This is a genomic window from Halomonas sp. AOP7-B1-5, assembly GCF_052353045.1.
GTDB classification, from domain to species: domain Bacteria; phylum Pseudomonadota; class Gammaproteobacteria; order Pseudomonadales; family Halomonadaceae; genus Vreelandella; species Vreelandella colorata.
Genome location: NZ_JBQTDC010000027.1, coordinates 1 through 23,382 on the forward strand (window position 1 = coordinate 1; position 23,382 = coordinate 23,382).

At 56.2% G+C, this 23,382-nt stretch carries 29 protein-coding genes; 7 read left to right on the top strand and 22 right to left on the bottom strand.

The features are described from left to right. Nucleotides 1–96: 96 nt before the first annotated feature. Both ACT3XD_RS13355 and ACT3XD_RS13360 read right to left on the bottom strand, forming a co-directional pair. Nucleotides 97–216: a hypothetical protein gene (locus tag ACT3XD_RS13355; RefSeq protein WP_412767947.1), complete on the bottom strand. Its 120-nt coding sequence runs from the start codon at nucleotides 214–216 to the stop codon at nucleotides 97–99. Beyond that, nucleotides 204–494 (bottom strand): hypothetical protein, encoded by a 291-nt coding sequence (locus tag ACT3XD_RS13360; RefSeq protein WP_192538494.1) that lies wholly within the window; start codon nucleotides 492–494, stop codon nucleotides 204–206. Before ACT3XD_RS13360 ends, ACT3XD_RS13355 begins: the two co-directional genes overlap by 13 nt. A 2-nt stretch (nucleotides 495–496) precedes the next feature. Between ACT3XD_RS13360 and ACT3XD_RS13365 the strand changes: the two genes are divergently transcribed. Further along, complete coding sequence (locus tag ACT3XD_RS13365) at nucleotides 497–628, top strand: hypothetical protein (RefSeq protein WP_263974109.1); 132 nt, start codon at nucleotides 497–499, stop codon at nucleotides 626–628. A 75-nt stretch (nucleotides 629–703) separates the two neighbouring features. Here the strand turns inward: ACT3XD_RS13365 and ACT3XD_RS13370 are convergent, their stop codons facing one another. From ACT3XD_RS13370 to ACT3XD_RS13380, 3 genes are read right to left on the bottom strand one after another with little or no spacing between them, the layout of a single operon-like run. Then, a complete protein-coding gene (locus ACT3XD_RS13370) occupies nucleotides 704–1,303 on the bottom strand; it encodes a glutathione S-transferase family protein (protein ID WP_192538386.1) in 600 nt (199 codons plus the stop codon). 2 nt (nucleotides 1,304–1,305) lie between these two features. After that, nucleotides 1,306–1,902, bottom strand: coding sequence for an MFS transporter (locus ACT3XD_RS13375; protein ID WP_263974110.1), 597 nt, complete (start codon nucleotides 1,900–1,902; stop codon nucleotides 1,306–1,308). Between the two features lie 25 nt (nucleotides 1,903–1,927). Then, nucleotides 1,928–2,509, bottom strand: coding sequence for an MFS transporter (locus ACT3XD_RS13380; RefSeq protein WP_263974111.1), 582 nt, complete (start codon nucleotides 2,507–2,509; stop codon nucleotides 1,928–1,930). A gap of 167 nt (nucleotides 2,510–2,676) precedes the next feature. Here ACT3XD_RS13380 and ACT3XD_RS13385 point away from each other — a divergent pair, with 167 nt between their 5' ends. Next, nucleotides 2,677–3,570: a LysR family transcriptional regulator gene (locus ACT3XD_RS13385; protein WP_192538388.1), complete on the top strand. Its 894-nt coding sequence runs from the start codon at nucleotides 2,677–2,679 to the stop codon at nucleotides 3,568–3,570. A 51-nt stretch (nucleotides 3,571–3,621) separates the two neighbouring features. Here the strand turns inward: ACT3XD_RS13385 and ACT3XD_RS13390 are convergent, their stop codons facing one another. Both ACT3XD_RS13390 and ACT3XD_RS13395 read right to left on the bottom strand, forming a co-directional pair. Further along, nucleotides 3,622–3,957 carry a zinc ribbon domain-containing protein YjdM gene (locus ACT3XD_RS13390; protein WP_192538390.1) on the bottom strand — a complete coding sequence of 112 codons (336 nt, stop codon included), beginning with the start codon at nucleotides 3,955–3,957 and terminating at the stop codon, nucleotides 3,622–3,624. Nucleotides 3,958–4,290: 333 nt separating this feature from the next. Further along, nucleotides 4,291–5,541, bottom strand: a complete 1,251-nt coding sequence (locus tag ACT3XD_RS13395; protein ID WP_225736188.1) for an MFS transporter — start codon at nucleotides 5,539–5,541, stop codon at nucleotides 4,291–4,293. A gap of 61 nt (nucleotides 5,542–5,602) precedes the next feature. On the opposite strand from ACT3XD_RS13395, the gene ACT3XD_RS13400 reads away from it, so the two are divergent. Beyond that, entirely contained in the window at nucleotides 5,603–6,601 is a 999-nt protein-coding gene (locus ACT3XD_RS13400; protein WP_192538392.1) for an AraC family transcriptional regulator, read from the top strand. Nucleotides 6,602–6,625: 24 nt separating this feature from the next. Here the strand turns inward: ACT3XD_RS13400 and ACT3XD_RS13405 are convergent, their stop codons facing one another. Together ACT3XD_RS13405 and ACT3XD_RS13410 are read right to left on the bottom strand one after the other, a co-directional pair. Beyond that, the gene (locus ACT3XD_RS13405; protein WP_192538394.1) at nucleotides 6,626–7,975 is read right to left on the bottom strand and encodes a carboxylesterase family protein; all 1,350 of its coding nucleotides are present in this window, start codon (nucleotides 7,973–7,975) and stop codon (nucleotides 6,626–6,628) included. A 110-nt stretch (nucleotides 7,976–8,085) separates the two neighbouring features. Next, entirely contained in the window at nucleotides 8,086–8,655 is a 570-nt protein-coding gene (locus ACT3XD_RS13410) for a pyridoxamine 5'-phosphate oxidase family protein (protein ID WP_192538396.1), read from the bottom strand. A 196-nt stretch (nucleotides 8,656–8,851) separates the two neighbouring features. Between ACT3XD_RS13410 and ACT3XD_RS13415 the strand changes: the two genes are divergently transcribed. After that, a complete protein-coding gene (locus ACT3XD_RS13415; RefSeq protein WP_192538487.1) occupies nucleotides 8,852–9,820 on the top strand; it encodes a zinc-binding metallopeptidase family protein in 969 nt (322 codons plus the stop codon). 133 nt (nucleotides 9,821–9,953) lie between these two features. Here the strand turns inward: ACT3XD_RS13415 and ACT3XD_RS13420 are convergent, their stop codons facing one another. From ACT3XD_RS13420 to trpB, 9 genes are all read right to left on the bottom strand, one after another. Next, nucleotides 9,954–10,742 carry a hypothetical protein gene (locus tag ACT3XD_RS13420; RefSeq protein WP_192538398.1) on the bottom strand — a complete coding sequence of 263 codons (789 nt, stop codon included), beginning with the start codon at nucleotides 10,740–10,742 and terminating at the stop codon, nucleotides 9,954–9,956. 98 nt (nucleotides 10,743–10,840) lie between these two features. Next, entirely contained in the window at nucleotides 10,841–11,341 is a 501-nt protein-coding gene (locus ACT3XD_RS13425) for a GNAT family N-acetyltransferase (protein WP_417421587.1), read from the bottom strand. A gap of 128 nt (nucleotides 11,342–11,469) precedes the next feature. Then, nucleotides 11,470–11,784: a hypothetical protein gene (locus ACT3XD_RS13430; protein WP_018918674.1), complete on the bottom strand. Its 315-nt coding sequence runs from the start codon at nucleotides 11,782–11,784 to the stop codon at nucleotides 11,470–11,472. A 92-nt stretch (nucleotides 11,785–11,876) separates the two neighbouring features. Beyond that, nucleotides 11,877–12,161 carry a type II toxin-antitoxin system RelE family toxin gene (locus ACT3XD_RS13435; RefSeq protein ID WP_192538400.1) on the bottom strand — a complete coding sequence of 95 codons (285 nt, stop codon included), beginning with the start codon at nucleotides 12,159–12,161 and terminating at the stop codon, nucleotides 11,877–11,879. Further along, on the bottom strand, nucleotides 12,151–12,402 hold the full coding sequence (locus ACT3XD_RS13440; RefSeq protein ID WP_192538402.1) for a type II toxin-antitoxin system Phd/YefM family antitoxin: 252 nt from the start codon (nucleotides 12,400–12,402) through the stop codon (nucleotides 12,151–12,153). Before ACT3XD_RS13440 ends, ACT3XD_RS13435 begins: the two co-directional genes overlap by 11 nt. A gap of 53 nt (nucleotides 12,403–12,455) precedes the next feature. After that, nucleotides 12,456–13,211, bottom strand: a complete 756-nt coding sequence (locus ACT3XD_RS13445; protein WP_192538404.1) for a carbon-nitrogen hydrolase family protein — start codon at nucleotides 13,209–13,211, stop codon at nucleotides 12,456–12,458. Nucleotides 13,212–13,247: 36 nt separating this feature from the next. After that, a complete protein-coding gene (locus ACT3XD_RS13450) occupies nucleotides 13,248–13,868 on the bottom strand; it encodes a LysE family translocator (RefSeq protein ID WP_192538406.1) in 621 nt (206 codons plus the stop codon). Nucleotides 13,869–14,479: 611 nt separating this feature from the next. Then, a complete protein-coding gene (trpA, locus tag ACT3XD_RS13455) occupies nucleotides 14,480–15,319 on the bottom strand; it encodes a tryptophan synthase subunit alpha (RefSeq protein ID WP_192538489.1) in 840 nt (279 codons plus the stop codon). Between the two features lie 32 nt (nucleotides 15,320–15,351). Further along, on the bottom strand, nucleotides 15,352–16,557 hold the full coding sequence (trpB, locus tag ACT3XD_RS13460; RefSeq protein ID WP_192538408.1) for a tryptophan synthase subunit beta: 1,206 nt from the start codon (nucleotides 16,555–16,557) through the stop codon (nucleotides 15,352–15,354). Between the two features lie 106 nt (nucleotides 16,558–16,663). Between trpB and ACT3XD_RS13465 the strand changes: the two genes are divergently transcribed. Next, on the top strand, nucleotides 16,664–17,566 hold the full coding sequence (locus ACT3XD_RS13465; protein WP_192538410.1) for a LysR family transcriptional regulator: 903 nt from the start codon (nucleotides 16,664–16,666) through the stop codon (nucleotides 17,564–17,566). A 30-nt stretch (nucleotides 17,567–17,596) separates the two neighbouring features. On the opposite strand, the gene mmuM is transcribed toward ACT3XD_RS13465, so the two are convergent. Both mmuM and ACT3XD_RS13475 read right to left on the bottom strand, forming a co-directional pair. Next, complete coding sequence (gene mmuM, locus ACT3XD_RS13470; protein WP_225736190.1) at nucleotides 17,597–18,556, bottom strand: homocysteine S-methyltransferase; 960 nt, start codon at nucleotides 18,554–18,556, stop codon at nucleotides 17,597–17,599. Further along, entirely contained in the window at nucleotides 18,553–19,983 is a 1,431-nt protein-coding gene (locus ACT3XD_RS13475; RefSeq protein WP_192538411.1) for an amino acid permease, read from the bottom strand. Before ACT3XD_RS13475 ends, mmuM begins: the two co-directional genes overlap by 4 nt. A gap of 330 nt (nucleotides 19,984–20,313) precedes the next feature. Between ACT3XD_RS13475 and ACT3XD_RS13480 the strand changes: the two genes are divergently transcribed. Then, entirely contained in the window at nucleotides 20,314–20,874 is a 561-nt protein-coding gene (locus tag ACT3XD_RS13480) for a hypothetical protein (RefSeq protein ID WP_192538413.1), read from the top strand. Nucleotides 20,875–20,946: 72 nt separating this feature from the next. On the opposite strand, the gene ACT3XD_RS13485 is transcribed toward ACT3XD_RS13480, so the two are convergent. Then, nucleotides 20,947–21,984 (bottom strand): DUF2235 domain-containing protein, encoded by a 1,038-nt coding sequence (locus ACT3XD_RS13485; RefSeq protein ID WP_318782760.1) that lies wholly within the window; start codon nucleotides 21,982–21,984, stop codon nucleotides 20,947–20,949. 43 nt (nucleotides 21,985–22,027) lie between these two features. After that, entirely contained in the window at nucleotides 22,028–22,657 is a 630-nt protein-coding gene (locus ACT3XD_RS13490; RefSeq protein ID WP_192538415.1) for a LysE family translocator, read from the bottom strand. 129 nt (nucleotides 22,658–22,786) lie between these two features. Between ACT3XD_RS13490 and ACT3XD_RS13495 the strand changes: the two genes are divergently transcribed. Beyond that, complete coding sequence (locus tag ACT3XD_RS13495; protein ID WP_192538417.1) at nucleotides 22,787–23,353, top strand: adenylate kinase; 567 nt, start codon at nucleotides 22,787–22,789, stop codon at nucleotides 23,351–23,353. Nucleotides 23,354–23,382: the final 29 nt, after the last annotated feature.

Here is a 23,382-nt window from a genome sequence, read left to right on the forward strand (position 1 = left end):
CCCTTCAGGGCCTTTCAGCAATCATCAAATGAGCCGCCGCGTCCCCGCCAGATGAATAGCCGAACAGGGTGACATTTCCAGGGTCGCTCATAGCCGCTATGTGGTGTTGATCCAGCGCAGGGCTAAAATAATATTCAGCAGGCCCAGTTTGATAGGCCGGTTAGCGTAACCGTCCAGAAAACCTAACAGGCCGAGCAAGTAATTCACAGTGACCATGATGACATTTTGTTCAAGCGATAGCGTGCGCACGTCGAACACGGTGAGACCCCCTCGCCAAATGCGTAGGAGCTGCCATGTATCCACATCATCACAGGCCGCGGCACCTTGAAGAGGCTTTCCAGCACGGTAACCGGCAAATGTAGCTCACCTTCGCAGGCGTGAAATACCTGGGCGGTAATGCCGAGCGCTTCATTCAGTTCAGGAATAGTGTTTTGCGGTAAGGCTGGCGACCACTTGGTGGCGTAGATGGGCGCTGTGGCTGGAGGTTCATCCATCGGTGGGCAGAAGCTTAGAGGATGCCCGTGGCGCGGATAGCACCGCGATTCCGCCAGCCGATTACCTCGCCTGCTGGGGTGGTAAAACACGGGGCTTCCTGCTCAACCGGCTCGGCGTGGCGCAACTACTGTAGGCTGGGCGTATTCGGGTAGGAGCTCACGATCACGGTGGCCTTTATTTGTAGTTACAGGCGTGTACAAGAACCCACCTAAACGAACGCAGTCTGCTGAAAACTTACGCGTGAAATTACGCCCGCCTGCCAAGCTTGAAGCTGCGGATAATCTGCCCTCCACGCCAACTTTGGCAACCTAAAAGCAAGATAATCCAGTGCCACCGCGACGGCGATTTCGCCAAGATTGATGGCGTCCACAGACGCTTCACCAAGCTCACTATTTAACTGGTTCAGTAGCCGCTGAATCGCCCGCAAGCGCCGCGCTCCCAGCACGCTATTGTCGGCCTCATTGCCATTGTGCTTTCTGGCAATCACCGTCGTAAACGCCGCCTCCATGAGGTTTTGACCCAACCCCGCTAAGTGCAATACCTCGCCCATACAGTTGACGGGCAGCACGGGCTTCTCGGGGTAAGCGCTATCCAGATAAATAGCTATCAGCATTGATTCGCTGAGCGTGGTGCCTTTCTCGGTGACTAGCGCAGGGATACGCCCGGCGGGGTTGGCTTTTAATAGCGCGGGGTCGTCGGCCCAGGGGTCGCACCAGTTCAGCGTGACGGCGTTTATTAGCCCTTTTTCGATTAACACGATGCGCACCAGGCGCGCATAGGGTGAAGTGGTGTTTAGGTAGAGTTGCATGGTTATCTCCTGTGTTGTGCCGCGAGAGGAAGGTTACGTAATTGCGCGCCACGGCTAAGCAGTACCAACACAAAGCCAGCCACAAGCATAAGGCCGCTGATGGCAAAAAGCGGAGTATAGGTGCCGAAGGAGCCATAAAGCGCTGACATAGCGTAACCCGCCGCCGCCTGAGCGGCGGCGAAGGCAGCGGTGGCTTGCCCCCAGATTTTCTTGTGAGTCGTTGGCCCTACCAATTCGGCAAGGCGCCCCGATGTAAGCGCAACAATACCGGGGATCATCGCCCCTACCATGAACGAGGAAACGGATTGGCTAATCAGGGCTAGCGAGAATACCGGCAACAAAACAGCTGCGGCCTTTGCCACAAACGCCAGCGTTAAACCGTAATGCCAGCCGACTCGCTTCGCCAATGTGCCAACCATTAACGGCCCGCACACCGCCCCTAAGCCAAAGATGCCCCATTGAAATGAAGCCGCGTGGTTACCCAGGGCATTTTCCCTGGCAAGATAATCCACCCAGAACACCGTATGCGGTACAAATCCGACCGCATCCAGGGCATACGCACCGATAACCAGCAGCACGGCCAGCTTCACACCCGGCATACGTCTACCGCTCTCGTTGCTTGGGCTAGCCGTTGCAGGTGACGCCAAAGACTTCAGGCCACCATACAATACCGGCGGCAACACAAAGTAGCCCAAGCGCACTCCAGGTAATCGCCATATTGAATTCAAGCAGTAAAGGGACTGCCAGTGCTGAAAGCAGCGCCCCTATACCGATACCGGTAAATACCATAGCGCCTACCTGGGCACGTCTTTCAGGCGGCGTGGCCGCTAACGCGACGGATGGCCCAACCACCATTAGTATGGCGCCAGCCATACCTGAAGCGAGTCGCCAGAAGAAAAACCACGCGAAATGGCCGCTCCATGCACAAAGCGTAAAACTAAGCACGATACACGCAAAGCTTGCCCCCATTACCTGACGAGAGGAAAAGCGTTCACTCAAAGAGTGGGCTGCGAGCGCACCCATAAAGTAGCCCAGCAGGTTGGCAGCGCCCAGGTAGGCGCCCTGGCTTGCAGTGAACCACCCCTGCTCAATAATCGCAGGCAATAGCGGCGTGTAAGCAAAGCGTGCGATGCCAATACCCGCAAGCGTCGCCGTGATACCGGTCATTAGCGCGGGTAGATCCTGAGAAGTGCGTTGGCGATTCATGAGGTTGCGTCCTTAGCGTGTCACCCATTGGGCGGTTTGGGCGGCTCGTGCTAATAGACAGCCTAGTTGCTGGCGATTGTTTTATAGAAACGATTAGTTTTGATCGCTACTATCTCTTTTTGAGATAGCGCATATTGAAATAACGCTGGCGTGAGGGGAAGGCAAGTATGCAGCTTAAATCGCTACGCTTATTCATGGCGGTGGCCGAGACAGGCAGCTTCGTGGCAGCGGCAAAACGCTTGCACACGGTGCAATCCAACGTGACGACTCACATCAAGAAACTTGAGGAGGAGTTAGGCGTACAGCTTATTCATCGTGCGGGACGTGTTCGCCCTACAAGCGCTGGTTTGGCGCTGGTGGAGTACGCTGAGCGCATGTTGACTGCCCATGATGAAGCGGTATCGCTGTTCAAGGGTCAGGAGAAGGCGTGTGGGCGGCTACGGATAGGCGCCATGGAGACCACAACGGCATTGCGCCTTCCCCCAATACTAGCGGCGTATCACGCAGCGCAGCCTGATGTTGATATCCAGCTCAAGACCGGGCCAACGGCTGAGCTGGTCGAGCTGCTGCTAAACGGGCAGGTAGACTGTGCCTTCGTGGCTGGGCGGCTTGAGCATAGCCGCTCCCACGTGCTTAAAGCATTTAGCGAGGAACTTGTGTTAGTGGGTTCGATGCCCATGACGACGATGCCCTCTTCACAAGCGCTGCTGGCGTCTGCCTTCATGGCGTTTCGCCAAGGGTGCAGCTACCGCCAGCGTATCGAGCTATTGCTGGCGTCCTATGGTGTCAATGCGGGCCGGATATTCGAGTTCGGCTCGCTGGATGCGATGTTGGGCTGTGTCGCTGCTGGGATGGGCTACACGGTGCTACCGCGTGGAACGGTAGACGCTCACAAGCACCGGTTCGGGATTCACACGCTGGCTCTGCCCGCTTCTATTGCCCACATTGATACCTATTTTGTCGCCCCCGAACCGGCAACCTGGACACCGGCCCTGGCAAGCTTTGCGGATATGTTGTGTGACGCAGTGGTGGTGGATGAACTTAATCTTACTGCGTCGTAATGTGGATAGCGGTCTGATTAGTGACGTTGACCAACAACTTCCAGGCGTGGTTCAGGCCTTTTTCACAAAATGAGCGGTTACCATCATGTCGCCAACGCCGTCGACCTTGCAGTCCAGTTGATGATCCTTGCTGTCTTTGAGCCGCTTGATAACGGCTTTGGTGCCTACCTTGAGTACCAGCGAGCTGCCTTTGACTTTGAGGTCTTTGATCATCGTTACCTTATCGCCTTCCGCTAACAGCGTGCCGTTGGCATCGTTGACCGTCACAGCGTCTTCCGACTCTGTTTCAGAAGGGTTCCATTCGTGGGCGCACTCGGGGCAAATGAACAGGCTTTGATCCTGATAGACGAATTCGGATTGGCAGTTTGGGCAAGGTGGGCACGACATGAATGATGACTTCTGTGGCTTGGTTTAGGCTGCTTATGATACTGAGCCAGTATGACCTTGGCGAATATTGCGGGACTGGGCTGTGGGAAACTAACGCCAGCCTTTGTGAGGACGCTGACCGGGAGGATGTTCAGGCTTCGGTTCTTCTATTCTCTTCTCTTTCTTGAGCAAGCGAGGGCCAGCGCTCTCACGGCCATAGGCGGATACGATAAGCGCGGCGTCAGCTCATAGCGCTCGCAGGCGTTGGCCGTATCTCAACATTCAGTGTGCTGCTCCGGGTGGTGCCAGTAATGCCTGTCCCCTCCCCGGAACAAACCTGGGTTAAAAAGTCATTCAAACATGTATTCCGGCGCCGGTGGTTGCACCGTGCTGCGGTAGTTCGACCCGGACGCGCAGAGCAATCACGAGTGCGGCGAGCAACATCACCGCGCCTGCGGTAATGAAAACGCCGGTGACGCCACTAAAGCCGAAAACAAGGCCACCCAATGCAGCGCCGGTGGCGATGGATGATTGCACCGCCGCGACGACCATTCCACCGGCGGTCTCCGCTTGATCGGGCACGGCGCGCGCAACCCAGTTGGACCAAGCCACCGGTACACCGCCGAAGGCCATGCCCCACAGCGCGACCAGGAGCATCAGCGCGGTTCCCTGGACGGGTAGCAAGATCATGCCGAACGCTGCCACACCTACCAGTGCCGGCATCAGCACCAAGGTCGCGCGCAGGCTACGTTCCATCAGCCAGCCGGCCAGCAGCGTACCGACGAAGTTGGCGAAACCGAACCCCAGAAGCATCAGCGCCAAACCGTCGACATCAATGTCACCCACGCTTTCAAGCGCCGGTCGAATATAGGTAAACAAGGCATATTGGCCCGTATGGGCAAGTACGCAGCCCATCATGCCAATCGCAATACCCGGGCGGCGGAGCAGTTCAAGCACCGATGCGGTATGCGTCATTTTGCGCGGCGCCATACGCGGTAGCGTGCACCATTGAAAGACCAGCGTAATCCCGCCAACAGCTGCAGCGGCGATAAAGGCACTGCGCCAGCCATAGAGCCCACCCAGGTAGCTCCCCAGTGGCACGGACACCACCGTTCCGATCGCGATGCCGCTGAAGATGATGGAGAGTGCTCGCGGCACCAAATTGGCGGGCACTAGCCGCATGGCCACGGCTGCCGCCATGCTCCAGAAGCCCCCCAACGCGATGCCTAATAGAATGCGCATCACCAGCAGCACGGTCAGGTTGGAGGAAAGCGCTACGAGCAGGTTGGAGGCGATCATTAGGATGGTAAACGCCAGCAAGACCACGCGCCGATCGAAACTGCGCGTTAACCTGGGCACCAGCAGCCCGGCAAACAGAGCCATCACCGCCGTCACCGTCACCGCTTGACCCGCGAGTGCCTCCGACACGCCGAGGTCTGTTGCCATCGGCGTCAACAGACTGGCGGGTAAGTACTCCGCCGTCAGCAACCCGAACACGCCCATTGCTAGTGAAAACACCGCCATCCACGCCGGTGCAGCAGGTTCACTGCTGGCCGCACCGCCTGTATCGGCCATTTTTCCAGCATCAAAAACGTCATTACTCATTTCGAAACTTCTCTAGAAACTTTTGAAGCTGAAAGTCTAGAGCTGTAAACCTGGATGATCTATGATCATAAATCTCATTTTTTTGATCGAAACGCCTAAAATGACCAATAAAGATAAATTTGCCCTGTCATCTGATCTCATCAGCGAACTGCTGACCGGCATGCGCCTGCGTGGCGTCCAATACCGCCGCATTCAGACAGGCCCATCTTTCGGTTTAGGCTTCGAAGACAAGCCAGGACACGCTTACTTCCACTTTCTGGCGGTTGGTACTGCCTTTTTACGTACAGATGATGGTGAGTTGCATGAACTGTCCGCTGGAAGCGCTGTGTTTATACCTCAAGGGGGGAGGCATCAGCTTCTATCGGATGCGAAGGTTTCATTTCAGAGCATCGACACATTCGATGCTGCGCCCCTTGGCGAAGCCGTCAGCGGGGTAGACACATGCCCCAGTACTCACCCGACACCCAGTGCCGTCATTTTCTACGGTTGCATGGAGTTCGATCTAGGCGGCATGCAGGGGCTTGGTAAATTGATGCCAACCGTCATGGTGGCTGACACGCTGGGGGATCGCTACCCTGGCTTGCTGCCTATGCTTGATTCAATGAAACGGGAAATCTGCGCCGGTCGTATCGGTTTCGCGGGTATTCTGGCTCGGCTCGCGGAGGTTGCGGCAGCCATGATGGTGCGCGGCTGGATCGAGTCCGGCTGTGAAAACGCCTCTGGTCTCGTTGCGGCATTGCGTGACCCACGTCTTGCTCGTGCCATACTGGCGCTGCACCGCCAGCCTGGCCGTGAATGGACAGTGGCAGAGTTGGCTGCGGAGTCGCATGTCTCTCGCTCAGTTTTCGCACAACGCTTTCAAACCACCATCGGAGTGCCACCCCTACGCTATGCAACGGAACTGCGGATGCGTCTTGCCAATCAATGGCTCACTCAAGAAAGAGTATCTATCGACGTGGTCGCCCAACGACTCGGCTATACGTCTCAAGCGGCATTCAGTCGTGCTTTCAAGCGCGTCATCGGCAAGCCTCCTGGGGCCAGTCGGCAAATGCATTCATGATAATGAGAATGCGCTTGTCGCTAACTAGCTGGCCTGCCACCACTGCACTATTTGCGGTTCAAGCTGACCAGTGGGCGGCAGTTGCCCGTTTCGCGCGAAATCTGCCCATAGCTCGCGCAGGCGTTGGCCGTGCTCAAGCAGATCGGTTTGTTCCACGTCTTTAACGATATCGGCATATTGCCAGCTGGCGGGCTCGCCCAACAGTAGCGGAAGCTCAATGGTATGGGAGGCGCCAAACGGATAGTGGCCCTTGCCCCAATCCAGCCGATAAACGTAAGCGTTGCCACCGGCTTTCGCGTGGCGGCGGGCAAACATGAGGGCATCGCGCTTGTATATTTTGCGCGTGGTGGCAGCCACCATCGCCCTGGTGGCCCGCTCACCTATTAATGGAAACTGGCGTAGCCGCGAAAGGTTGCGAGACATCACTAGAAACAGCGCGGTTTCCTCTAAGGTGTAGCCAATAAAAATGTCGAATTTCGGCGCAGCGCGGCGCCAGGCAGCGTCTACCTCGGCCTCAATGGGCAGCGGGTAGTGGCCGTACTGGGTGCCAAACGGCATGGCGGATCTCAGCCCAAACCCTTGGGCGGCTTTAACCACCTGCTCTTGTGCGCACAGAACCTCCTCCAAGGGCGTATCGTCTTTTACATCAGCGGCCTTTCGGCTCATCTTGCCGTGCATCTTCGCCCGGTTGCGGCTGATGCCGAGCGGCGCGCTCTGGATGATGGCGCGCTGAAAAAGCCCATCAATGCCCTCGGCAATCATTAGATGGGCCGCCGCATCGCCTCCGGCGGAATGCCCAAACAGAGTAACGTTGTTAGGGTCGCCGCCCATGGCCGCAATGTTGGTGTTGACCCAGCGCAGCGCCGAAATGAGATCGAGCAGGCCCAAGTTGGCCGGGCGATTGGCGTAGCCGCCCAGAAAACCCAGCAGGCCGAGCCGGTAATTCACAGCCACCACGATGACGTTTTGCTCAAGCGCCAGCGGGCGTACGTCGTATACCGCGAGGTCTGCCGCGCCGAATACGTAAGAGCCACCGTGAATCCAGACCATCACCGGGCGCGGCGCCGTGGCGGGACTATCCGGAATGGCCACCGACAGATGCAGCTCACCTTCGCAGTAGGCCGCCTCCTGGGGGGTAATGCCCAAAGCCTCATCCAGCTCAGGAATACTGTTTTGTGGCAAAGCGGGGGACCACTGAGTGGCCTGAATGGGCATGGTGGCGGGCGGCTCATCCTCTGGGGCGCAGAAGCGCTCTGCGCGGGCGTAGCGGATACCCGTGGCACGGATAACGCCGCGATCCCGCCAACCGATTATCTCACCGGCGGGGGTGGTGAAGCGTGGAGCATCCTGCTCGGTAGGCTCAGCGTGGGGCATGGGGTTCCTTGGAATTTGAAAGTCGTCGCGACCGAGTAGCCTACATCGTCGTGGGCTGAAGCCGACTCCTACAAAAAAGTGCTCGCGATTTGCGTTAGCCGACGCGCCCATTACGGCACCAGCCACTGCCCTGCCCAATTATCCGCCCGCTTGAACACCGCGCGGCGGTGGTGGTGGCCCAGGTGCAGCGCTTCTATCGCTTGAATGTCGAGCCACAGCACCGCGAAAGCGCTTTCGGCCGGGGTCTTGGTGTAGTCCAGTGAATCCGCAATCGGCTCGCCCGGCGCGGGGCCGCGGCTGTAGGCGGTGCGGGCGTGTTCGGGTATTCGCTGCCAGCGCTCGCTGACCTCGTCGCCATTCAAGATGGTGACGTTGGCTTCGATGCGACATTGCAGCATTTGCTCGGCATCCCATACGTGCAGCGCGGCCACGGGGTTGGCGCGCAGGGCAGCGATTTTATCGGAGTGAATATCGGTGTAGGTGGCAAGCGTGGCCGCCTGCTTGTCGGCTTCACGCAGCACGACCGTGCGCGCCTGGGGCATACCATTGGCGCTTACAGTGGCCAAGGTGGGATGACGTGCCGCAGCGTGGTGGGCGTTGACGCCTTGAGTCAGGCATGCCCAGAGGTGAGCATAGAGTCGCGGCAACTCTTCTACCCAGCGGGGTTCGCTTATCGCCATGGGGCACCTTTCGAGAGAATATTAAGCAGACGTGTTATTCGTATGCGGTTATTTATAACACGCTGAAATCGTTGCGGGCTAAAGCCTTCGCCTACAGCGTATGCAGACGATAAGCGTCGATCTTTATTGAAGGCATTGGACGTAGCCGCGCATCCCTGCCTAGACTCAAGGCTCCTTTCTTATGAGTACCCGGCCCATGCGCGTTTTCTCCAACCCGGTCGGAGCCGGTTCGTTGTGGTTTGATAACCTGGTAACCGCCGATAGCGTCCCGGTGGCCTACGACCCCCAGGCGCGGGCGTTTATTCCCATGCCGCCCTTCTGCGCCAACCGCGACGTGATTGGCTGCAATTGGATTGCGCCTAACGAGGGTGAGTTCTGTCGCGCCTGTGCGATGACCGCTCTGGCGCCGGACCCAGAGATTCCCGACGCCATTCCCAACTGGGCACTGACCGAGGCCGCCAAGCGCTGGGTGATCGATAACCTGGGCCGCTGGCACTGGTTTCGGCCGGAAGATCCCGGCACGCCGCCCACCTTTCATATGCTGGCCGAAGGCGCCACGCCGGTGCCCATGGGCCATGTGGGTGGCGTGGTCACGATCAGCGTGGCCGAGGCGGACCCGGTACTAAGTACCACGCGCCGCGAAGCGCTGGAGGAGCCTTACCGCACTATGATTGGCCATATGCGCCATGAAATTGCGCATATGCTGTGGTGGCGATTAAGCTTGCGAGAAGATTTTTTGAATGCCTTTCGCGAGGCGTTTGGCGATGAGCGTGCCGATTACACCGAGGCGCTTAAGCATCACTACCATGAAGGCCCGCCAGAGGACTGGCGTGCGCACTATGTCTCGACTTACGCCTCGGCCCATCCGCATGAAGATTGGGCGGAGACCGTCTCGCACCTTCTGCACCTGACCGATATCACCGACAGCTTCGTGGCATCGGGCATGGATTTGCCCGAGCTGCCCCGCGATCAAAAATGGGATGCCTACGCCGAACCGGATGCCGAGCGCCTGATTCATATCGCCACGGCAGTGGTGGCCGGGGTCAATAACGTTAACCGTTCCATGGGGCTTTCCGATGTGTACCCGTTCGTGCTGACAGAAGTGACGCTACAAAAGCTGGACTTCGTACACGGCTGGCTGCGCCGGGGGGCGCTGGGGCTTTAAGACTTACAGGTTCGATATACATTAAGCGGGACGTTAGCCGCATGGGTTAGCCGGGCACGCAAACGGCTTGTAGTCTTTCATGCGGTGCGACTGTTGGAATGCACCTCCCCCCATGAACCTTACATAAAGTTGCTTAAGGCCAAGGGGCAGGAATATTTCCCTCTGATGCGGACGCAAGCTCGGCATGAAACGCAGGCTCTTCTAGTAACGCTTTTGCCTGTTCCATGATGTTAGCGGCTTCAGTAGCGCGTCCATTCACTACGAGTATTGCTACCAGCGTGGCTGCTTTATTCCGAAATGAGTTAATTGAAAATTCAGCACGGGCAGTAGATCCATCAGAGCCTCCAGCTTCCAGCATGCCTAGTTCATAGTTATGCTTCATTAAAAGAAAGTCCCGCCTGGGGGCTACATATTTCCCATACAAAACGTATTCTTTATCTTTAATCAGTGCAGAATTCGCAAAATTAAAGGCTCTACGGGCTGCTTCCGGGTTTGTTGCATCAAGATGTTTAAACGCTTCTACGGTTAGCGACTCTTCGTCTAGGACACTATTGATGGCAACCAGATCGTGAAATGCACCTGAGTCATATCCTTCATCATTTATTCTGGTAAAAAGCTCGCCTCTTATCTGGCGAAGCTTATCCATAGCAGGTTGATATTCCTGCCCAAGCCTCAACCAGTCAAAGAGTGCAAATGATCGGCGTACGCCGGACATGCCCTCATCTATTGCTACGGCATTGTTGTGAAACCAGATGTGTTTTTCTAACGCTACCTCATACCGGCCAGCCATTGCATCTAAACGCGCCTCGTTGAGAATGTCATGCAAATCAGGATCTGCAGGAGGCGCCCAGTCATCAGCCGCCGTTTCAGTCACTAAACTAAGGCACAGTAAACAAACCAGTACTGCTCGGTATAAAGGCATGTTGGCTCCTGTTGAATAGGCTCACTGGTATTTCGTTAGGGATCGCAATCTAATCCCACGCAAGCTTTTACGCTACCACTCACTTCAAAACTAAAACCTCAATTCGCACAGGATGCGCCGTCAAGAATAAACGAGTGAAGTTCGATATCGGTACGAAACTCCCAGCCCAGGCGCTTCCAGAAGCGCTTGCCAGCATCGTTATCCACCAGCAACATCAAATGCGATTTCTGAATGCCTTCATTCTTTAGCGCGTTCATGCAGCGGCAGACCAGCTCGGAGCCAATACCCTGCTTTCGGCAAACCGCCGCGACCGCTAGATGCTGCACAAAACCGCGATGGCCGTCATGGCCGGCCATGATAGTGCCCACCACTTCGCCCTGCTGCTCTGCCACGAAGCTCAAGCCGGGGTTTCGCTTCAGGTATTTATCGATGCCTTCGCGGGAGTCCGCATCGCGTAGGCGCACGCCTTCCGTGCTCAGCCAAAGCGCCACGGCGGCGTCGTAATCTTCAATTTTCATGGGGCGGTAGTGCATCAGATGGTTCTCAATAAGTAGCAACATCACCCAGATCGTTCTGCTGGGCAGGGTTGGCAAAGTCATCCTTCTGCTCTGCCTACTTCAGCAAGGCATCCAGCGCCGGAAAGAGGGTTTCCCCCCATTCGGTGAAGCGAAAGCTTGATCTCAATATACTGCCAGGCGCACGGCTGAGCGCGTGTTGTTTTTTGCTTTTAGAAGCCGATGCCCAAACGTAGCGCTTGCAGGCCATCAAGCCTGACGCTTACCTCATCCGAAAACACAGGGTGGCCTTCCACGGTTAAATCCAGGTCAGCCTGTGTTCCGCGGTAGGTAACGCTGACGGTAAGGTTCGCAGAGGTGCTAATCGGCGCCAACACACCGTACTCGACGTTATCAACGCTGACCGCAGAAAGGCCACGGTTATCCAACTGTTGCTGAACTTCCTGCTTAACGGCATGGCCGTAATAGAAGTACACCCCGGTATAGCCCAACGCGACCAGCACAATCAGTGAAATAAGCTTTCCCATTACGTCCTCTTGATTACAAAATTGGGTAGTTGCCACCATGGCAATGCCATGATTTTTTCATTCATATGGAACAGTAAGTTCGGGTGGTGGAGTCACATGCGCCGTTTAAGCGAGCTATATACTTTACCTTTATCGCGTTTGCCTACGGCCAGCACGTAGACAAATAACTCGTTATCAACAATCTCGTAAACCAAACGGTACCCTGCTGAACGCAGTTTTATCTTATAAACCGCGTCGTATCCACTTAACTTGTCTGCGGGTAATCTGGGATTCTCCAACCGTTCAGCCAACTTCTTTTTGAATTGATCTCGAACGGGAGCACCGAGTTTTTCCCATTCTTTCAACGCCGCCGGTACAAATTTTAGCCTATAGGTCATCTAGCGATACCGTCACCGCTTTACTCTTGTCATCACGACGCGCCTCTACAAGCTTGGCAAGTTCGTAATCTTCCAGCATTTCCATCATGGCTTCATAGGTTTCAGCAGGCACGAGGTAAGCCGCAGGCTTATTATGGTTCAGTACTGCTATGGGTGAGCCACTGACCTGCGAAAGCAGCGCCGAAGGGTTCTTCTTCAGCTCAGAGATACTGACTGAAAAATCGGCTAGTATCTGATGCATCACGACCTCCAAAAAAGCTCTATTTTAAGCACCAATTTTAGGACTTATTTTATTTATCTGCTATCTATTTTCTTTTGTGTAAGCGCCCCTTGGCTCACATGACACAACACGATAGTGGGATCACTCCCTTCGGCAGAAATAACCAACTCCCCTGACGCCTTCCAGCCACCGCTTTTACCGCAAGTTTGCCAGCCACCCGTTAGAGAAATATGGTTGGAAAGCAGTACGGGAAATTGATGGCGTTTGGCGATACCCGCAAGCAATTGGGTATCTGCTTCATAGCCTGCTTTTGAAATCAGCGCGCTGGCGATATATACGTCCGCTTGTTGCGCGGCTGCCGCTTCTGCGTGGGCGGGGTTGGCGAAATCTGCGCAAATAGCCAGGGCGATCCGTATGCCGTTTACCGTCAATAGATAGCTGTCGCTGCCAGCCGAGCAATAAATGTCTTCGCCTTTATGCAAGTGCTGCTTTGCGTAGAAGTCACGCTGGCCGCTGGGGAAACAGATTACTGCGCCTATCTGCGGCTTATTGCCTTCACTGATCAACGGGAAGCCAGCGATGATTACGATGTTATTCGCAGTAGCGGCGGCAGAAAGCGCGATGAATGTATCCGCGCTTTTCGGCATCGCGAGCTGCTCTAGCAGTTCAAGCTCGTAACCGGTTAGTGAAAGCTCTGGAAATACCACCACATCCGCCCCCATAGCGGCGGCGCGCTTAATGTATTTAAGATGGGTTGCTAAATTCTCTGCGACAGCAGCTTTTACAATGGGCAGCTGGGACAGGCCGATCGTGATATCACTTGTCTGCATTTAAGCTTTATTCCAGATGGATTACTCAAAGAACCTCTACTCTTTTTTAGCGAGCAATAACCCTATGCCTGCACTGGCTAACAAGCCCGCGCATAGGCGGTTGAATAATTGACGCCGCTTGGGTTGTGAAAACCAGTTGCCCAGAAAACTGCCTGCGTAGGCGTAACCGGCAATTGCCACCCATTCCAGTAACAGAAAGAGCGCTCCTAACACCATAAACTGCTGTACGACATTACCATCAGGCTCAACAAACTGGGGTAGAAAAGCAGTAAAAATCAGGATGGCCTTGGGATTGCCCGCCGCAAGCCAGAACTCTTGCCAGGCCAAGCCAAATAGGCTTTTTTGTGAAGCTTCATCAGCGCTCTGCGCTTCCGTTCTTGCGCTCCATAACTGATACGCCAGCCAGAGCAGGTAGAGACCGCCAAGGGTTTTAATTACCAAAAATATCGTCTCGGAGGTATACAGAACGGTTGCCAACCCCGTTGCGGCTAACGTAATCATCCCCACAAAAGCGATCAACCTACCAATACCCGCCAAGCAAGCCGTTTTAATGTCATAACGCTTAGCATTGGTAAGCGAGAGCAAATTGTTGGGGCCTGGTGCCATATTCAAGGCAAAGCAAGCGGGTATAAACAGCAGAAGCATAGTGAGAGTCATCATTGATCCCTTTAGTATTCTCAAATCATTTTTAAGAAGTAAAGTGCTAAAGCGACTTGATCATAGCGTCTCACAAATATTACTTAGCGAATATACCCCCATCCTCATCAAACATCCCGACCACCCAGTCAATGTATACCCTCACACGAGGAGATAACTGGCGATTTGGGATACAGAATGGAAACGGGTGAGTCTGTAGGCGGATTGGCAGGCAGGACTTCGATCAGTCGGACGGCTCGCAGGTCATCTTCTGCATGGTAGCGCGGCACCTGAAGGTACCGCTATTTCCTGCTCCATAAACATAATGCGCGTGACGGGGCGTATGCGCGCAGGACACACGGGTGGACATACCCCTAAGGCTAAGTGCTCATGAAGGTACGCATAGCCTATAGGTTTCATCTCAAAGCGCCTCAAACCAAAATATTTTGTTCACTTCAGCAAGAAAATATTCAGTAGGCAACCTAAACAAGATTTTTTATTAACCTGGCACAGCCCATGTTGCTAATTTTAATTAGCCAACCGTTCATCAGAAAGCTAGCACGTCGGCACATTATAAGGGCAGGCCCAACGGCCTGCCCTTTATGCATGCGTTTACTGCGTTACTACATCAGTTAGCTAACTTGCGGCTCGTGCACCTCGCGGCACTCTTTAACGCTTTCAGCCAGTGCACGTGCAAGGTTATGCACGCCGTTGACAGCTTCGTCGGGGGTTGCTGCGTTCTCGATGCAATCTACCAACGCGGAGCCAACGACTACCGCATCGCTGAATCGGCCAATGATGGCGGCCTGTTCGGGCGTGCGAATACCAAAGCCAACAGCGATGGGAAGCTGGGTATGTTCGCGTAGCTGGCTGACGGAGCGCTCGAGTTTTTCGGGCGTGGGAGCGCTGCCGCCGGTAACGCCCGCCACCGAAACGTAGTAGACAAACCCGGAGGCGTTACCCAGCACCTTGGGCAGGCGCTTGGTGTCCGTGGTGGGCGTGGCCAGGCGGATAAAATCGATACCGTGCTGGGCGGCGGGCTGACAAAGCTCGTCGTCATGCTCAGGCGGTATATCGACCACGATCAGGCCATCTACGCCGGCGCTGGCAGCGTCGGTCAAAAAGCGCTCAACGCCATAGCGGTAGATGGGGTTGTAGTAACCCATCAGCACGATGGGCGTGGTGGTGTCTTTCTCGCGAAAGGCGCGCACCATTTCCAGAGTCTTGGCCTGGGTCTGGCCTTCTTTGAGGGCACGTAGGGCGGCTTTTTGAATCGCGGGGCCATCGGCCATGGGGTCGCTGAACGGCATGCCCAGCTCAATCACATCCACACCGGCGGCGGGTAGGCCGTCCAGAATGCGTTGCGATGTCGCCATATCCGGATCGCCCGCCGTTACGTAGCTCACCAGCGCCGGGCGGTTTTCGGTTTTGAGCGCGGCAAAGCGTGCTGCAAGGCGCGCGTTGGGATTCATGGCGTCGTTCATAACAGTATCCTTCAGTGCGCTCATTTGAACTTGTCTCCCAGGTAGTGGGCCACGCTCATCATGTCTTTGTCGCCGCGACCGCTCAGGTTAACCACCATCAAGTGGTCGCTGGGGAGTTTCGGCGCCCGCTTGGCGACTTGGGCCAGCGCGTGAGCGGTTTCAAGGGCGGGGATAATCCCTTCCCAGCGGCAGCAGGTTTGGAAGGCTTCAAGCGCTTCGTCGTCGGTAGCCGATACATACTCAACGCGCCCCTGCTCGTGCAACCAGGCGTGTTCGGGGCCGATACCGGGGTAATCAAGGCCTGCAGAAATCGAGTGGGCGTCGATAATCTGGCCGTCCTCATCCTGCAGCAGATAGGTGCGGTTGCCGTGAAGCACGCCCGGCGCGCCGCCATTGAGGCTTGCCGCGTGCTGGCCACTCTCAACGCCCTTGCCGCCCGCTTCAACACCAATCATCTCGACCGAGGCATCGTTCAGGAATGGGTGGAACAGCCCCATGGCGTTGGAGCCACCGCCAATACAGGCCACTAGCGAATCCGGCAGGCGGCCCTCTTTTTCCTGCATTTGCGCGCGGGTTTCGTGGCCAATTACCGCCTGGAAGTCGCGCACCATGGCGGGATACGGGTGCGGCCCCGCCACAGTGCCGATGATGTAGAAAGTGTCATCCACGTTGGTGACCCAGTCGCGCAGCGCTTCGTTCATGGCGTCTTTTAGCGTACCGGTGCCGGAAGTCACCGGGATCACTTCAGCTCCCAGCAGTTTCATACGAAATACGTTGGGCTGCTGGCGCTCGATATCCGTTGAGCCCATGTAAATCACGCAGGGCAAACCAAACCGCGCTGCGACGGTAGCGGTGGCTACGCCGTGCATGCCAGCGCCGGTTTCAGCGATGATGCGCTTTTTGCCCATGCGCTTGGCCAGCAGCACTTGGCCGATGCAGTTATTAATTTTGTGTGCGCCGGTATGGTTAAGCTCTTCACGCTTGAGAAAAATCTTCGCGCCGCCAAAATGCTCGGTCAGACGCTCGGCAAAATACAGCGGATTAGGGCGCCCTACGTAGTCGCTCTGAAAATAGGCGAGCTGGCGCTGGAATTCGGGGTCATCTTTGGCGGTATCGTATTCGGCTTGCAGCTCAAGAATCAGCGGCATCAGCGTTTCGGCCACAAAACGGCCGCCGAATTGGCCAAACAGGCCGTTGATATCAGGCTGGATCGCAGGTTGGTTCATGATGGCCTCTCAAAGCGGGGTAAACAGTTGCATTGAAAGTAGCGCAAGCAGACGGAGATAAAAATCGATAAGATGTCATCAATATGTGAGCTGGAGTCAACAGTCGATGCAACAAAGCATGCCACCCTTAAGCGCCCTGCGCGCCTTTGAAGCCACCGCCCGGCTAGGCAGTGTTACCGCCGCTGCCGATGAGCTAAGCGTGACCCACGGCGCGGTTAGCCGCCAGCTGCGCAGCCTGGATGAACATTTCGGCGTGGCGCTATTTGCCAAAGCAGGCCGGGGCATTGAGCTGACTCACCACGGCGAAAGGCTTTATCACGGCATTGGCGAGGCGTTTACCCGGCTGCGTGATAGTTGCGCGGACCTCAAGCGTGATGTGGAAGAAGCGCCGTTTACGCTGGCCTGCCCCGGCAGCCTGCTGGCGCGCTGGTTGATTCCGCGGCTGGACCGCCTTCAACGTGACCTGCCCCAGCTCAAACTGCAGGTCGTGGTCAGCGAAAGTGAACTGCCCGCCAAGCAGGAAAATGTCAGCGCTACCCTGGCCTTTTCCGAGCCGCCCTGGCCCGCCGAGGTAGACGTTGTCGAGCTAATGACAGAGCAAATTTGCGCGGTGGTAAGCCCTCGTTTGGAAGCAAAGCTCGACCCAGCGCAGCCGGATACACTTTTTTCCGGCAAGCTTTTACACACCGCCTCGCGCCCCCAGGCCTGGCCACAGTGGGCCACCGCGCAAGGGCTTGAGCTTGCGCACCTTGAAGAGGCCTTACGCCAAGGCCAGGGGTTTGATCATCTCTACTATTTAATGGAAGCCGCTGTGGCGGGCTTAGGCGTAGCGATTGCGCCAAAACTGCTGGTGGAAGATGACCTGAAAAGCGGACGGCTCACCGCGCCCTGGGGGTTTATCGAAACCCCCGCCAAGCTCTGCCTGTGGCTACCCCGCCACCACAACAGCCAGCGTAGCGCACAGCTTGCCGCGTGGCTTAAGCGGGAGTTGGGCGCTTCAGTTCAATAAGCGAGAAAAGAATAAAAGCGCCCATGCGAGCTAGCGTGACTGCCGCCACTGGGCCAGTGCCCGTATATCATCAGGCGTTGTGCGGCAGCAGCCACCGATACCCGACGCCCCTGCCGCCAACCAATGCTCAGCCCCTTGAACCAAGCCTGAAGGGCCAGTGACGGTGTGATCACACGGGGCCGAGTGCCAGGTTTTAGTCACCGGGTCATATTGCTCCCCCGAGTTGGGATACACCAATACGGGTAGGCCGCACCGGCGTTTGATCGCCGCAATCAATGATTCGATATGTGCAAGTGCGGTGCAGTTTACGCCAATCGCCGCCACGCCAGGGCAGTTGGCCAGCGCTGCGGCACACTCTTCAATCGGCGTTCCATCGCTGATGTGCTCGCCATCCTTGGCCGAGAATGTAATCCAGGCCTGAGCGCCCGGATGTTCAGCCAGAAGGTCGGTGATCGCCAGCGCCTCTTCAAGTGAGGGCAGGGTTTCTACCGCCAGCAGATCAGCGCCCGCAGCCAGCAGAAGTTCAACCCGCTCGCGATGAAACTCAACCAGCCCGGCGCGATCCAGATCATAGCCGCCGCGGTACTCGCTGCCATCCGCTAGATAAGCGCCATACGGGCCAACCGATGCGGCCACCAGCGGCTTGGGGCGGTCGGTTTGCCCCGGCTGCCACACCGCATCGCGAGCCTGCTGCGCCAACGTGACCGATAGCTGAATCAGCTCACGGGCCTGCTGGGCCGTCATTCCCGCCTGCATAAAACCGGGCACCGTGGCCTGGTAGCTTGCGGTAATCGCGCAGTCGGCACCGGCTTCAAAATACGCCTGATGCACCTGGCGAATCTTCTCCGGCGCCTGAGCCAGCAGGCGCGCCGACCACAGGGCATCGTTGAGATCACAGCCGAGCGTTTCAAGCTCGGTGGCCAACGCCCCGTCGATGACCATAAAAGGCGCTTCCGCCAGCAGGGTCTTGATCGGGTTCAACGCACTCATACGGTCTTCTCCTCAGCGGCAATGTTTGGGTGGTCGGAACGTTGAGTGACCGCGCGATGGCTCACAAAATGCACCAGGTAACAGAGCGCCATGAACGGCACTCCGAAATAGAGCGCTACTCGCTGCTGCGGATCAAAAGCGATGCCAATGCATGCAGCCAGACAGGCCGCAAACGCGATCAGAGGCACCCACGGGTAGCACGGGGTGCGATATACCAGATCTTTCAGCCGCCCGCCTTCACGCAGGTACTGGCGTCGGAAGTTGAGTTGGCTGAGCGTAATCGCCATCCACACCACCACCACGGCCAAACCGGAGATCGAGACCAGCACTAGGTAGACGGTTTCTGGCGCATACACGCTTGAAAACAGCGCGCCGAAGCCGCCGATCATGCTGAGCAGCAGCGCGTTCATGGGAATGCCGCGCTTGTTAAGCCGACCAAGCGACTTGGGCAAAGTGCCTTGATCTGAAAGCGTCCAGAGCATGCGCGATGAGGCATAAAGCCCGGAATTGGCCGCCGAAAGCAGCGCGGTGATGATCACGAAGTTCATGATATCCGCCGCGCCCGGTACGCCCAGGCGCTGGAATACCGCGACGAACGGGCTTTGGCTAAGCCCGGCCTGGCTTTGGGGCAACAATGCCGCAATTACAATGATGGTACCCACAAAAAATAGAATCAGCCGCCACAGCGTGGCGCGGATCGCCTTGGGCACATTGCGCGCCGGGTCCACGGTTTCCCCGGCGGCAATGCCAATAAGCTCCGTGCCGGAAAACGCAAACATCACCGCCAGCAAGGTAGTACCGATGGCCAGGAGGCTAGGCGACATGGCGCCCTCGCCCCAAAAGGCCGAAAGCCCGGGCGATGCCAACGCGGCGCCGCTTGAATCCTGCAGCGGCACCCAGCCGATGATCGCGCCCGCGCCGACGATCACGAACACTACCACCGCGATCACCTTAATCAGCGATAGCCAGAACTCGGACTCGGCAAAGAAGCGTGAGGTAAAGGCGTTGACGCCAAACACGATGGCCGCGAACAGCCCGCTCCAGTACCAGCCGGGGATATCAGGAAACCAGCGCCCCATAAACACCGCCGCGGCGGTAAACTCCGAGCCCAGCGCCACCGTCCAGGTCAGCCAGTACATCCAGGCCACCATGTAGCCGGTACCAGGGCCGATATAGCGGCTGGCGTGGGCGCTGAACGCGCCGGAGTCCGGCATATGCACGGCAAGCTCACCCAGGCACATCATCACCAACCAGGCGACGATACCCCCCACCAGATAGGCCAATACGGCGCCCGTTGGCCCGGCCTGCTGCACGGTATAGCCGGAACTTAAAAACAGCCCGGTCCCAATCACGCCCCCTAATGAGAGCATCACTAAGTGGCGCGTCTGCATACTGCGCTTGAAGTGCGCGCCCTGTTGCTCGCTCATAGTACGTCCTAGGTTTTTCTTGAGGCTCTTGATGCCCTGTAATTCAACTCGTTGGGCGCACTATATTAGTGCAAATAAAACCCGCCAAAAAGGAATAAAAACAAGATCTCTTATTCTTATTTAAAATAATCGAATGCCATGGCACCACTCCCGCTGGCTTTGCCTGACGATTTCTCGCATTGAGGGCCTAGCTATCGTGCTGGCCTGCCATTCGGTAAACTTAACAATGTGTATCTGTTCCCAAGGAAGCTCTTCGAGGTCAGTCACATTGAGGATTCAAATACTTGGTTATAAAGGGCCTAAGCCAATGCTAATTACCAAGGACGCTAAATGAAGGTAAAAAGCGTAGCCAAGTTATGTACCGCCAGCGTATTCGCCCTGACACTATCTGGCTGCGCGGGATTTATCGGTGGCGATTTGAAGAATACACGAGGTGTTTATTTGCCTGGCATGGCGCAATGCTCATCGGGTGACTATCGCTATCAGTTGACCGTGAAGAGTAGCGTTGTCGAAGACGGTAGCTATTTGGATCCGGCTCAATTCATTGCCGGTTGGACACTCGGTCTGATACCACTCTACTGGTTATCATTCGAGAATAGTCTCGTTGAAGTCGTTGATACTCAACCATCGGATCAAACTAAAGCCGATGAGCCGACGCTGGTTTTTTCGCGTGATTATAACGTCAGGGTTCATAAATATTACGGCATCATTTGGCCTATGGTCTTGAATACCAATAGTATCAACGCGCTCAAGGCCGATGAAGGCCACGGGCTTCGTGTCGCCCCGGGGATGGACGCGCGCGCAGCCAGCAAGGCATTGAGCGAACTCCCCGGTGACTTTCCAAGGGATCAGCTCTGCTACGAGTCGGGCAAACGCTCACGCTTTAAATAACGCTGCAGCCCACGCCTGAACCGCCGCTTGAATCAGCCGAACACGGTTGGCCTCAGGCAGCGGTGGATACGATCAGCGGTCCAGCTCGATACCTACCCAGCCGCGCTCCTCTACCAGCGCCTTCAGAGTGGGCGGCCGGTAGCTTTCATCACGCTGGTAGCGCTCTTTGACGCTTTGATGAATCAACGTCGGCTTGCCTTCGTTGACCAGTGAACGGTCGAGCTTGCCTCTTAACCGGTACACATGTCGCCGGGAATGATGCAGCTCGCCCCGCGCACCGTTGGTCAGGTTACCGTAAAGATGGGGTGCGATGGCCAGACCCGCGGCACTGGCCTCGTTTAGCATCCACTCAAGGGGTGTATCGGAAGCTTGAATACCGTTCTCATCCGGCGCTTTGCCACCGCCAACATCGCTGTGTACGCCGGCAAACCATACCTGTTTCAAATCAACGCCTTCACGGGCCTCCCACAAGGTAGGCTCGAAGTCTTCGCGTTTCTCATCGATGGCGAGCGCATGGCGCGCGGTGGCAATATTGCTGCCCATCTTGGTGTCGTAAAACTCGTTCTCATTATTGAACAGCCCGCCCAACAGGCTTAGCGGTATACCCAGCGCACCTACGGTATCCCACACACCGATGAAGTGAATGCGCTGCGAAGGGTGGCAATAGGCCTTCCGAAATGCCCTGGCCGTTTGACCGCCCGGCCAGTTTTCGTCCGCGTGATCTCGATACATATCCCAGGCCTGGGTGATCCGGCCAGCCTCCGAGCGCTTGAGAATGCCGCAGTTATTGATGAGTCCGCTCAAGGCGCGCACGGTGTAAGCACCACGGCTAAAACCGAACAGATAGATGTCGTCGTCTGGGGTGTAATTGTGAACGATATAGCGGTAGCCATCGATGATGTTCTTTTCGATCCCGGCGCCGGTTAATGCACCAATGATCTGATTACGATACGAACCGACTCCCCACCCATAAGAGACGTGTTGGCGCATCTCACCCGCAAAGGGAGAAATGGCTCGCGCCAGCTTCAATACGTTGGTGGGGTAATCTTCCTCCAGGTCTTCTTCCGGTTGGTTCCAGGTGCCATCGGCACATACTATGATATTCGCCACTGAGTCTCTCCTTGACGCTGGGCGTTGAAAGCAATGGTTCTCTCTAATGATTGGACGCCATTAACGTTCCGCCAGCGGCAATAAACAAGCTGCCGGTGGCACGATTGAAACGCTTATAGCGGCGCGGACTTTGAAACCAGCGGTTGATACTGGAACCAAGCCCTGCGTAAGTCGACATTAGGGTGAAATCGATCACCAGCCACGTCACTGCCAGAATCACGAACTGAATCAGTTGAGGCTGGCTCACATCGATAAAGTTGGGAAACAGCGCGGCGAAGAACAGCAGATCCTTGGGATTGCTGATGCCCACCATAAAACCACGCCGGAAGAGCGTTTTCATCGGTACACGCTGATGGCTGGCGGCTGAAGGGCTGTGAATATCAATGCTGGAAGAATCCCGCCAGGCCGCGATGCCCAAGTAAATCAGGTAGGCACCGCCAACCAGTTTCAGAATATAAAAGGCACTTTCCGAAGCGGCCAGGATAGCGCCCAGTCCCAGCGAGGAAACTACCATTAACACCAGCGAAGACAAGGCGCCGCCCAGCACGGTGGCGGTCGTATGCTTTCGGCCAAACTTTAGCCCGTGGCTTGTGCAAAGTAGCGCCACCGGCCCTGGAAAAATGATCAAGGCAAAGATGACGCCCACGTAGGTCAGCCAAGTCAACGTATCCACACTGAGCTCCTTTTAAGTAAAAATAGCAATCAGCAACTACTTTACGTTTTTATGCTTTAGGCGTCGTGTCTATTTGCCCAAAGGTTGTCACCTACGTAAACTAGCGCGCCGCTTGAACAGGGCTACATCATGAAAATCAATGTTGTCGGCAGCAGCGGCAGCGGTAAAAGCACGCTCTCTAAGCAATTATCCCACGCCCTGGACGTTCCCTATATTCAGCTTGACCAGCTTTTCTGGCGTGCTAACTGGCAAGGCACACCGGACGATGAATTTTTCGTCGCGCTGGAAGCCGCTTTAAGCGCAGCCCCGGGCGGCTGGGTGCTGGACGGCAACTTTAACCGTACCCGCGATATCAAGTGGCGCGAGGTCGATATGATCATCTGGCTGGATTACGGGTTCTGGCGCGTTTTCCGCCAATCCCTCTGCCGCGCAATTGTGCGCATCATTAGCCGCAAAGAACTTTGGCCCGGTACGGGCAATCGCGAATCGTTTCGCAAGACCTTTATGAGCCGAGACTCGATTCTCTGGTGGATGCTGACCAGTTGGCGCTCCAACCAGCGGCGCTATCTTGCCGATTTGATTGACACCCGTTATCGCCATATTCGTATCGTGCGCCTTACTCACCCTCGCGAGGCCGATGCGCTTGTTAAGCACTTGGCACAAAGCCGCACTGGCGTTAACACACCCAGCACATGAAGCTTGGTGCAGAGCACAAGTTTACACAC

Coding starts and splice junctions, on each gene's coding strand:
- ACT3XD_RS13445 (WP_192538404.1), bottom strand. CDS start 13,211: ATGCAGACAAGTGATATCACGATCGGCCTGTCCCAGCTGCCCATTGTA.
- ACT3XD_RS13355 (WP_412767947.1), bottom strand. CDS start 216: ATGGTCACTGTGAATTACTTGCTCGGCCTGTTAGGTTTTCTGGACGGT.
- ACT3XD_RS13385 (WP_192538388.1), top strand. CDS start 2,677: ATGCAGCTTAAATCGCTACGCTTATTCATGGCGGTGGCCGAGACAGGC.
- ACT3XD_RS13465 (WP_192538410.1), top strand. CDS start 16,664: ATGCAACAAAGCATGCCACCCTTAAGCGCCCTGCGCGCCTTTGAAGCC.
- ACT3XD_RS13435 (WP_192538400.1), bottom strand. CDS start 12,161: ATGACCTATAGGCTAAAATTTGTACCGGCGGCGTTGAAAGAATGGGAA.
- ACT3XD_RS13450 (WP_192538406.1), bottom strand. CDS start 13,868: ATGACTCTCACTATGCTTCTGCTGTTTATACCCGCTTGCTTTGCCTTG.
- ACT3XD_RS13410 (WP_192538396.1), bottom strand. CDS start 8,655: ATGGCGATAAGCGAACCCCGCTGGGTAGAAGAGTTGCCGCGACTCTAT.
- trpB (WP_192538408.1), bottom strand. CDS start 16,557: ATGAACCAACCTGCGATCCAGCCTGATATCAACGGCCTGTTTGGCCAA.
- ACT3XD_RS13425 (WP_417421587.1), bottom strand. CDS start 11,341: ATGACTTTGCCAACCCTGCCCAGCAGAACGATCTGGGTGATGTTGCTA.
- ACT3XD_RS13405 (WP_192538394.1), bottom strand. CDS start 7,975: ATGCCCCACGCTGAGCCTACCGAGCAGGATGCTCCACGCTTCACCACC.
- ACT3XD_RS13430 (WP_018918674.1), bottom strand. CDS start 11,784: ATGGGAAAGCTTATTTCACTGATTGTGCTGGTCGCGTTGGGCTATACC.
- ACT3XD_RS13375 (WP_263974110.1), bottom strand. CDS start 1,902: ATGCCGGGTGTGAAGCTGGCCGTGCTGCTGGTTATCGGTGCGTATGCC.
- ACT3XD_RS13400 (WP_192538392.1), top strand. CDS start 5,603: ATGATCATAAATCTCATTTTTTTGATCGAAACGCCTAAAATGACCAAT.
- ACT3XD_RS13360 (WP_192538494.1), bottom strand. CDS start 494: ATGGATGAACCTCCAGCCACAGCGCCCATCTACGCCACCAAGTGGTCG.
- ACT3XD_RS13370 (WP_192538386.1), bottom strand. CDS start 1,303: ATGCAACTCTACCTAAACACCACTTCACCCTATGCGCGCCTGGTGCGC.
- ACT3XD_RS13395 (WP_225736188.1), bottom strand. CDS start 5,541: ATGAGTAATGACGTTTTTGATGCTGGAAAAATGGCCGATACAGGCGGT.
- ACT3XD_RS13475 (WP_192538411.1), bottom strand. CDS start 19,983: ATGAGCGAGCAACAGGGCGCGCACTTCAAGCGCAGTATGCAGACGCGC.
- ACT3XD_RS13415 (WP_192538487.1), top strand. CDS start 8,852: ATGCGCGTTTTCTCCAACCCGGTCGGAGCCGGTTCGTTGTGGTTTGAT.
- ACT3XD_RS13495 (WP_192538417.1), top strand. CDS start 22,787: ATGAAAATCAATGTTGTCGGCAGCAGCGGCAGCGGTAAAAGCACGCTC.
- ACT3XD_RS13420 (WP_192538398.1), bottom strand. CDS start 10,742: ATGCCTTTATACCGAGCAGTACTGGTTTGTTTACTGTGCCTTAGTTTA.
- ACT3XD_RS13440 (WP_192538402.1), bottom strand. CDS start 12,402: ATGCATCAGATACTAGCCGATTTTTCAGTCAGTATCTCTGAGCTGAAG.
- ACT3XD_RS13380 (WP_263974111.1), bottom strand. CDS start 2,509: ATGAATCGCCAACGCACTTCTCAGGATCTACCCGCGCTAATGACCGGT.
- ACT3XD_RS13480 (WP_192538413.1), top strand. CDS start 20,314: ATGAAGGTAAAAAGCGTAGCCAAGTTATGTACCGCCAGCGTATTCGCC.
- trpA (WP_192538489.1), bottom strand. CDS start 15,319: ATGAATCCCAACGCGCGCCTTGCAGCACGCTTTGCCGCGCTCAAAACC.
- mmuM (WP_225736190.1), bottom strand. CDS start 18,556: ATGAGTGCGTTGAACCCGATCAAGACCCTGCTGGCGGAAGCGCCTTTT.
- ACT3XD_RS13390 (WP_192538390.1), bottom strand. CDS start 3,957: ATGTCGTGCCCACCTTGCCCAAACTGCCAATCCGAATTCGTCTATCAG.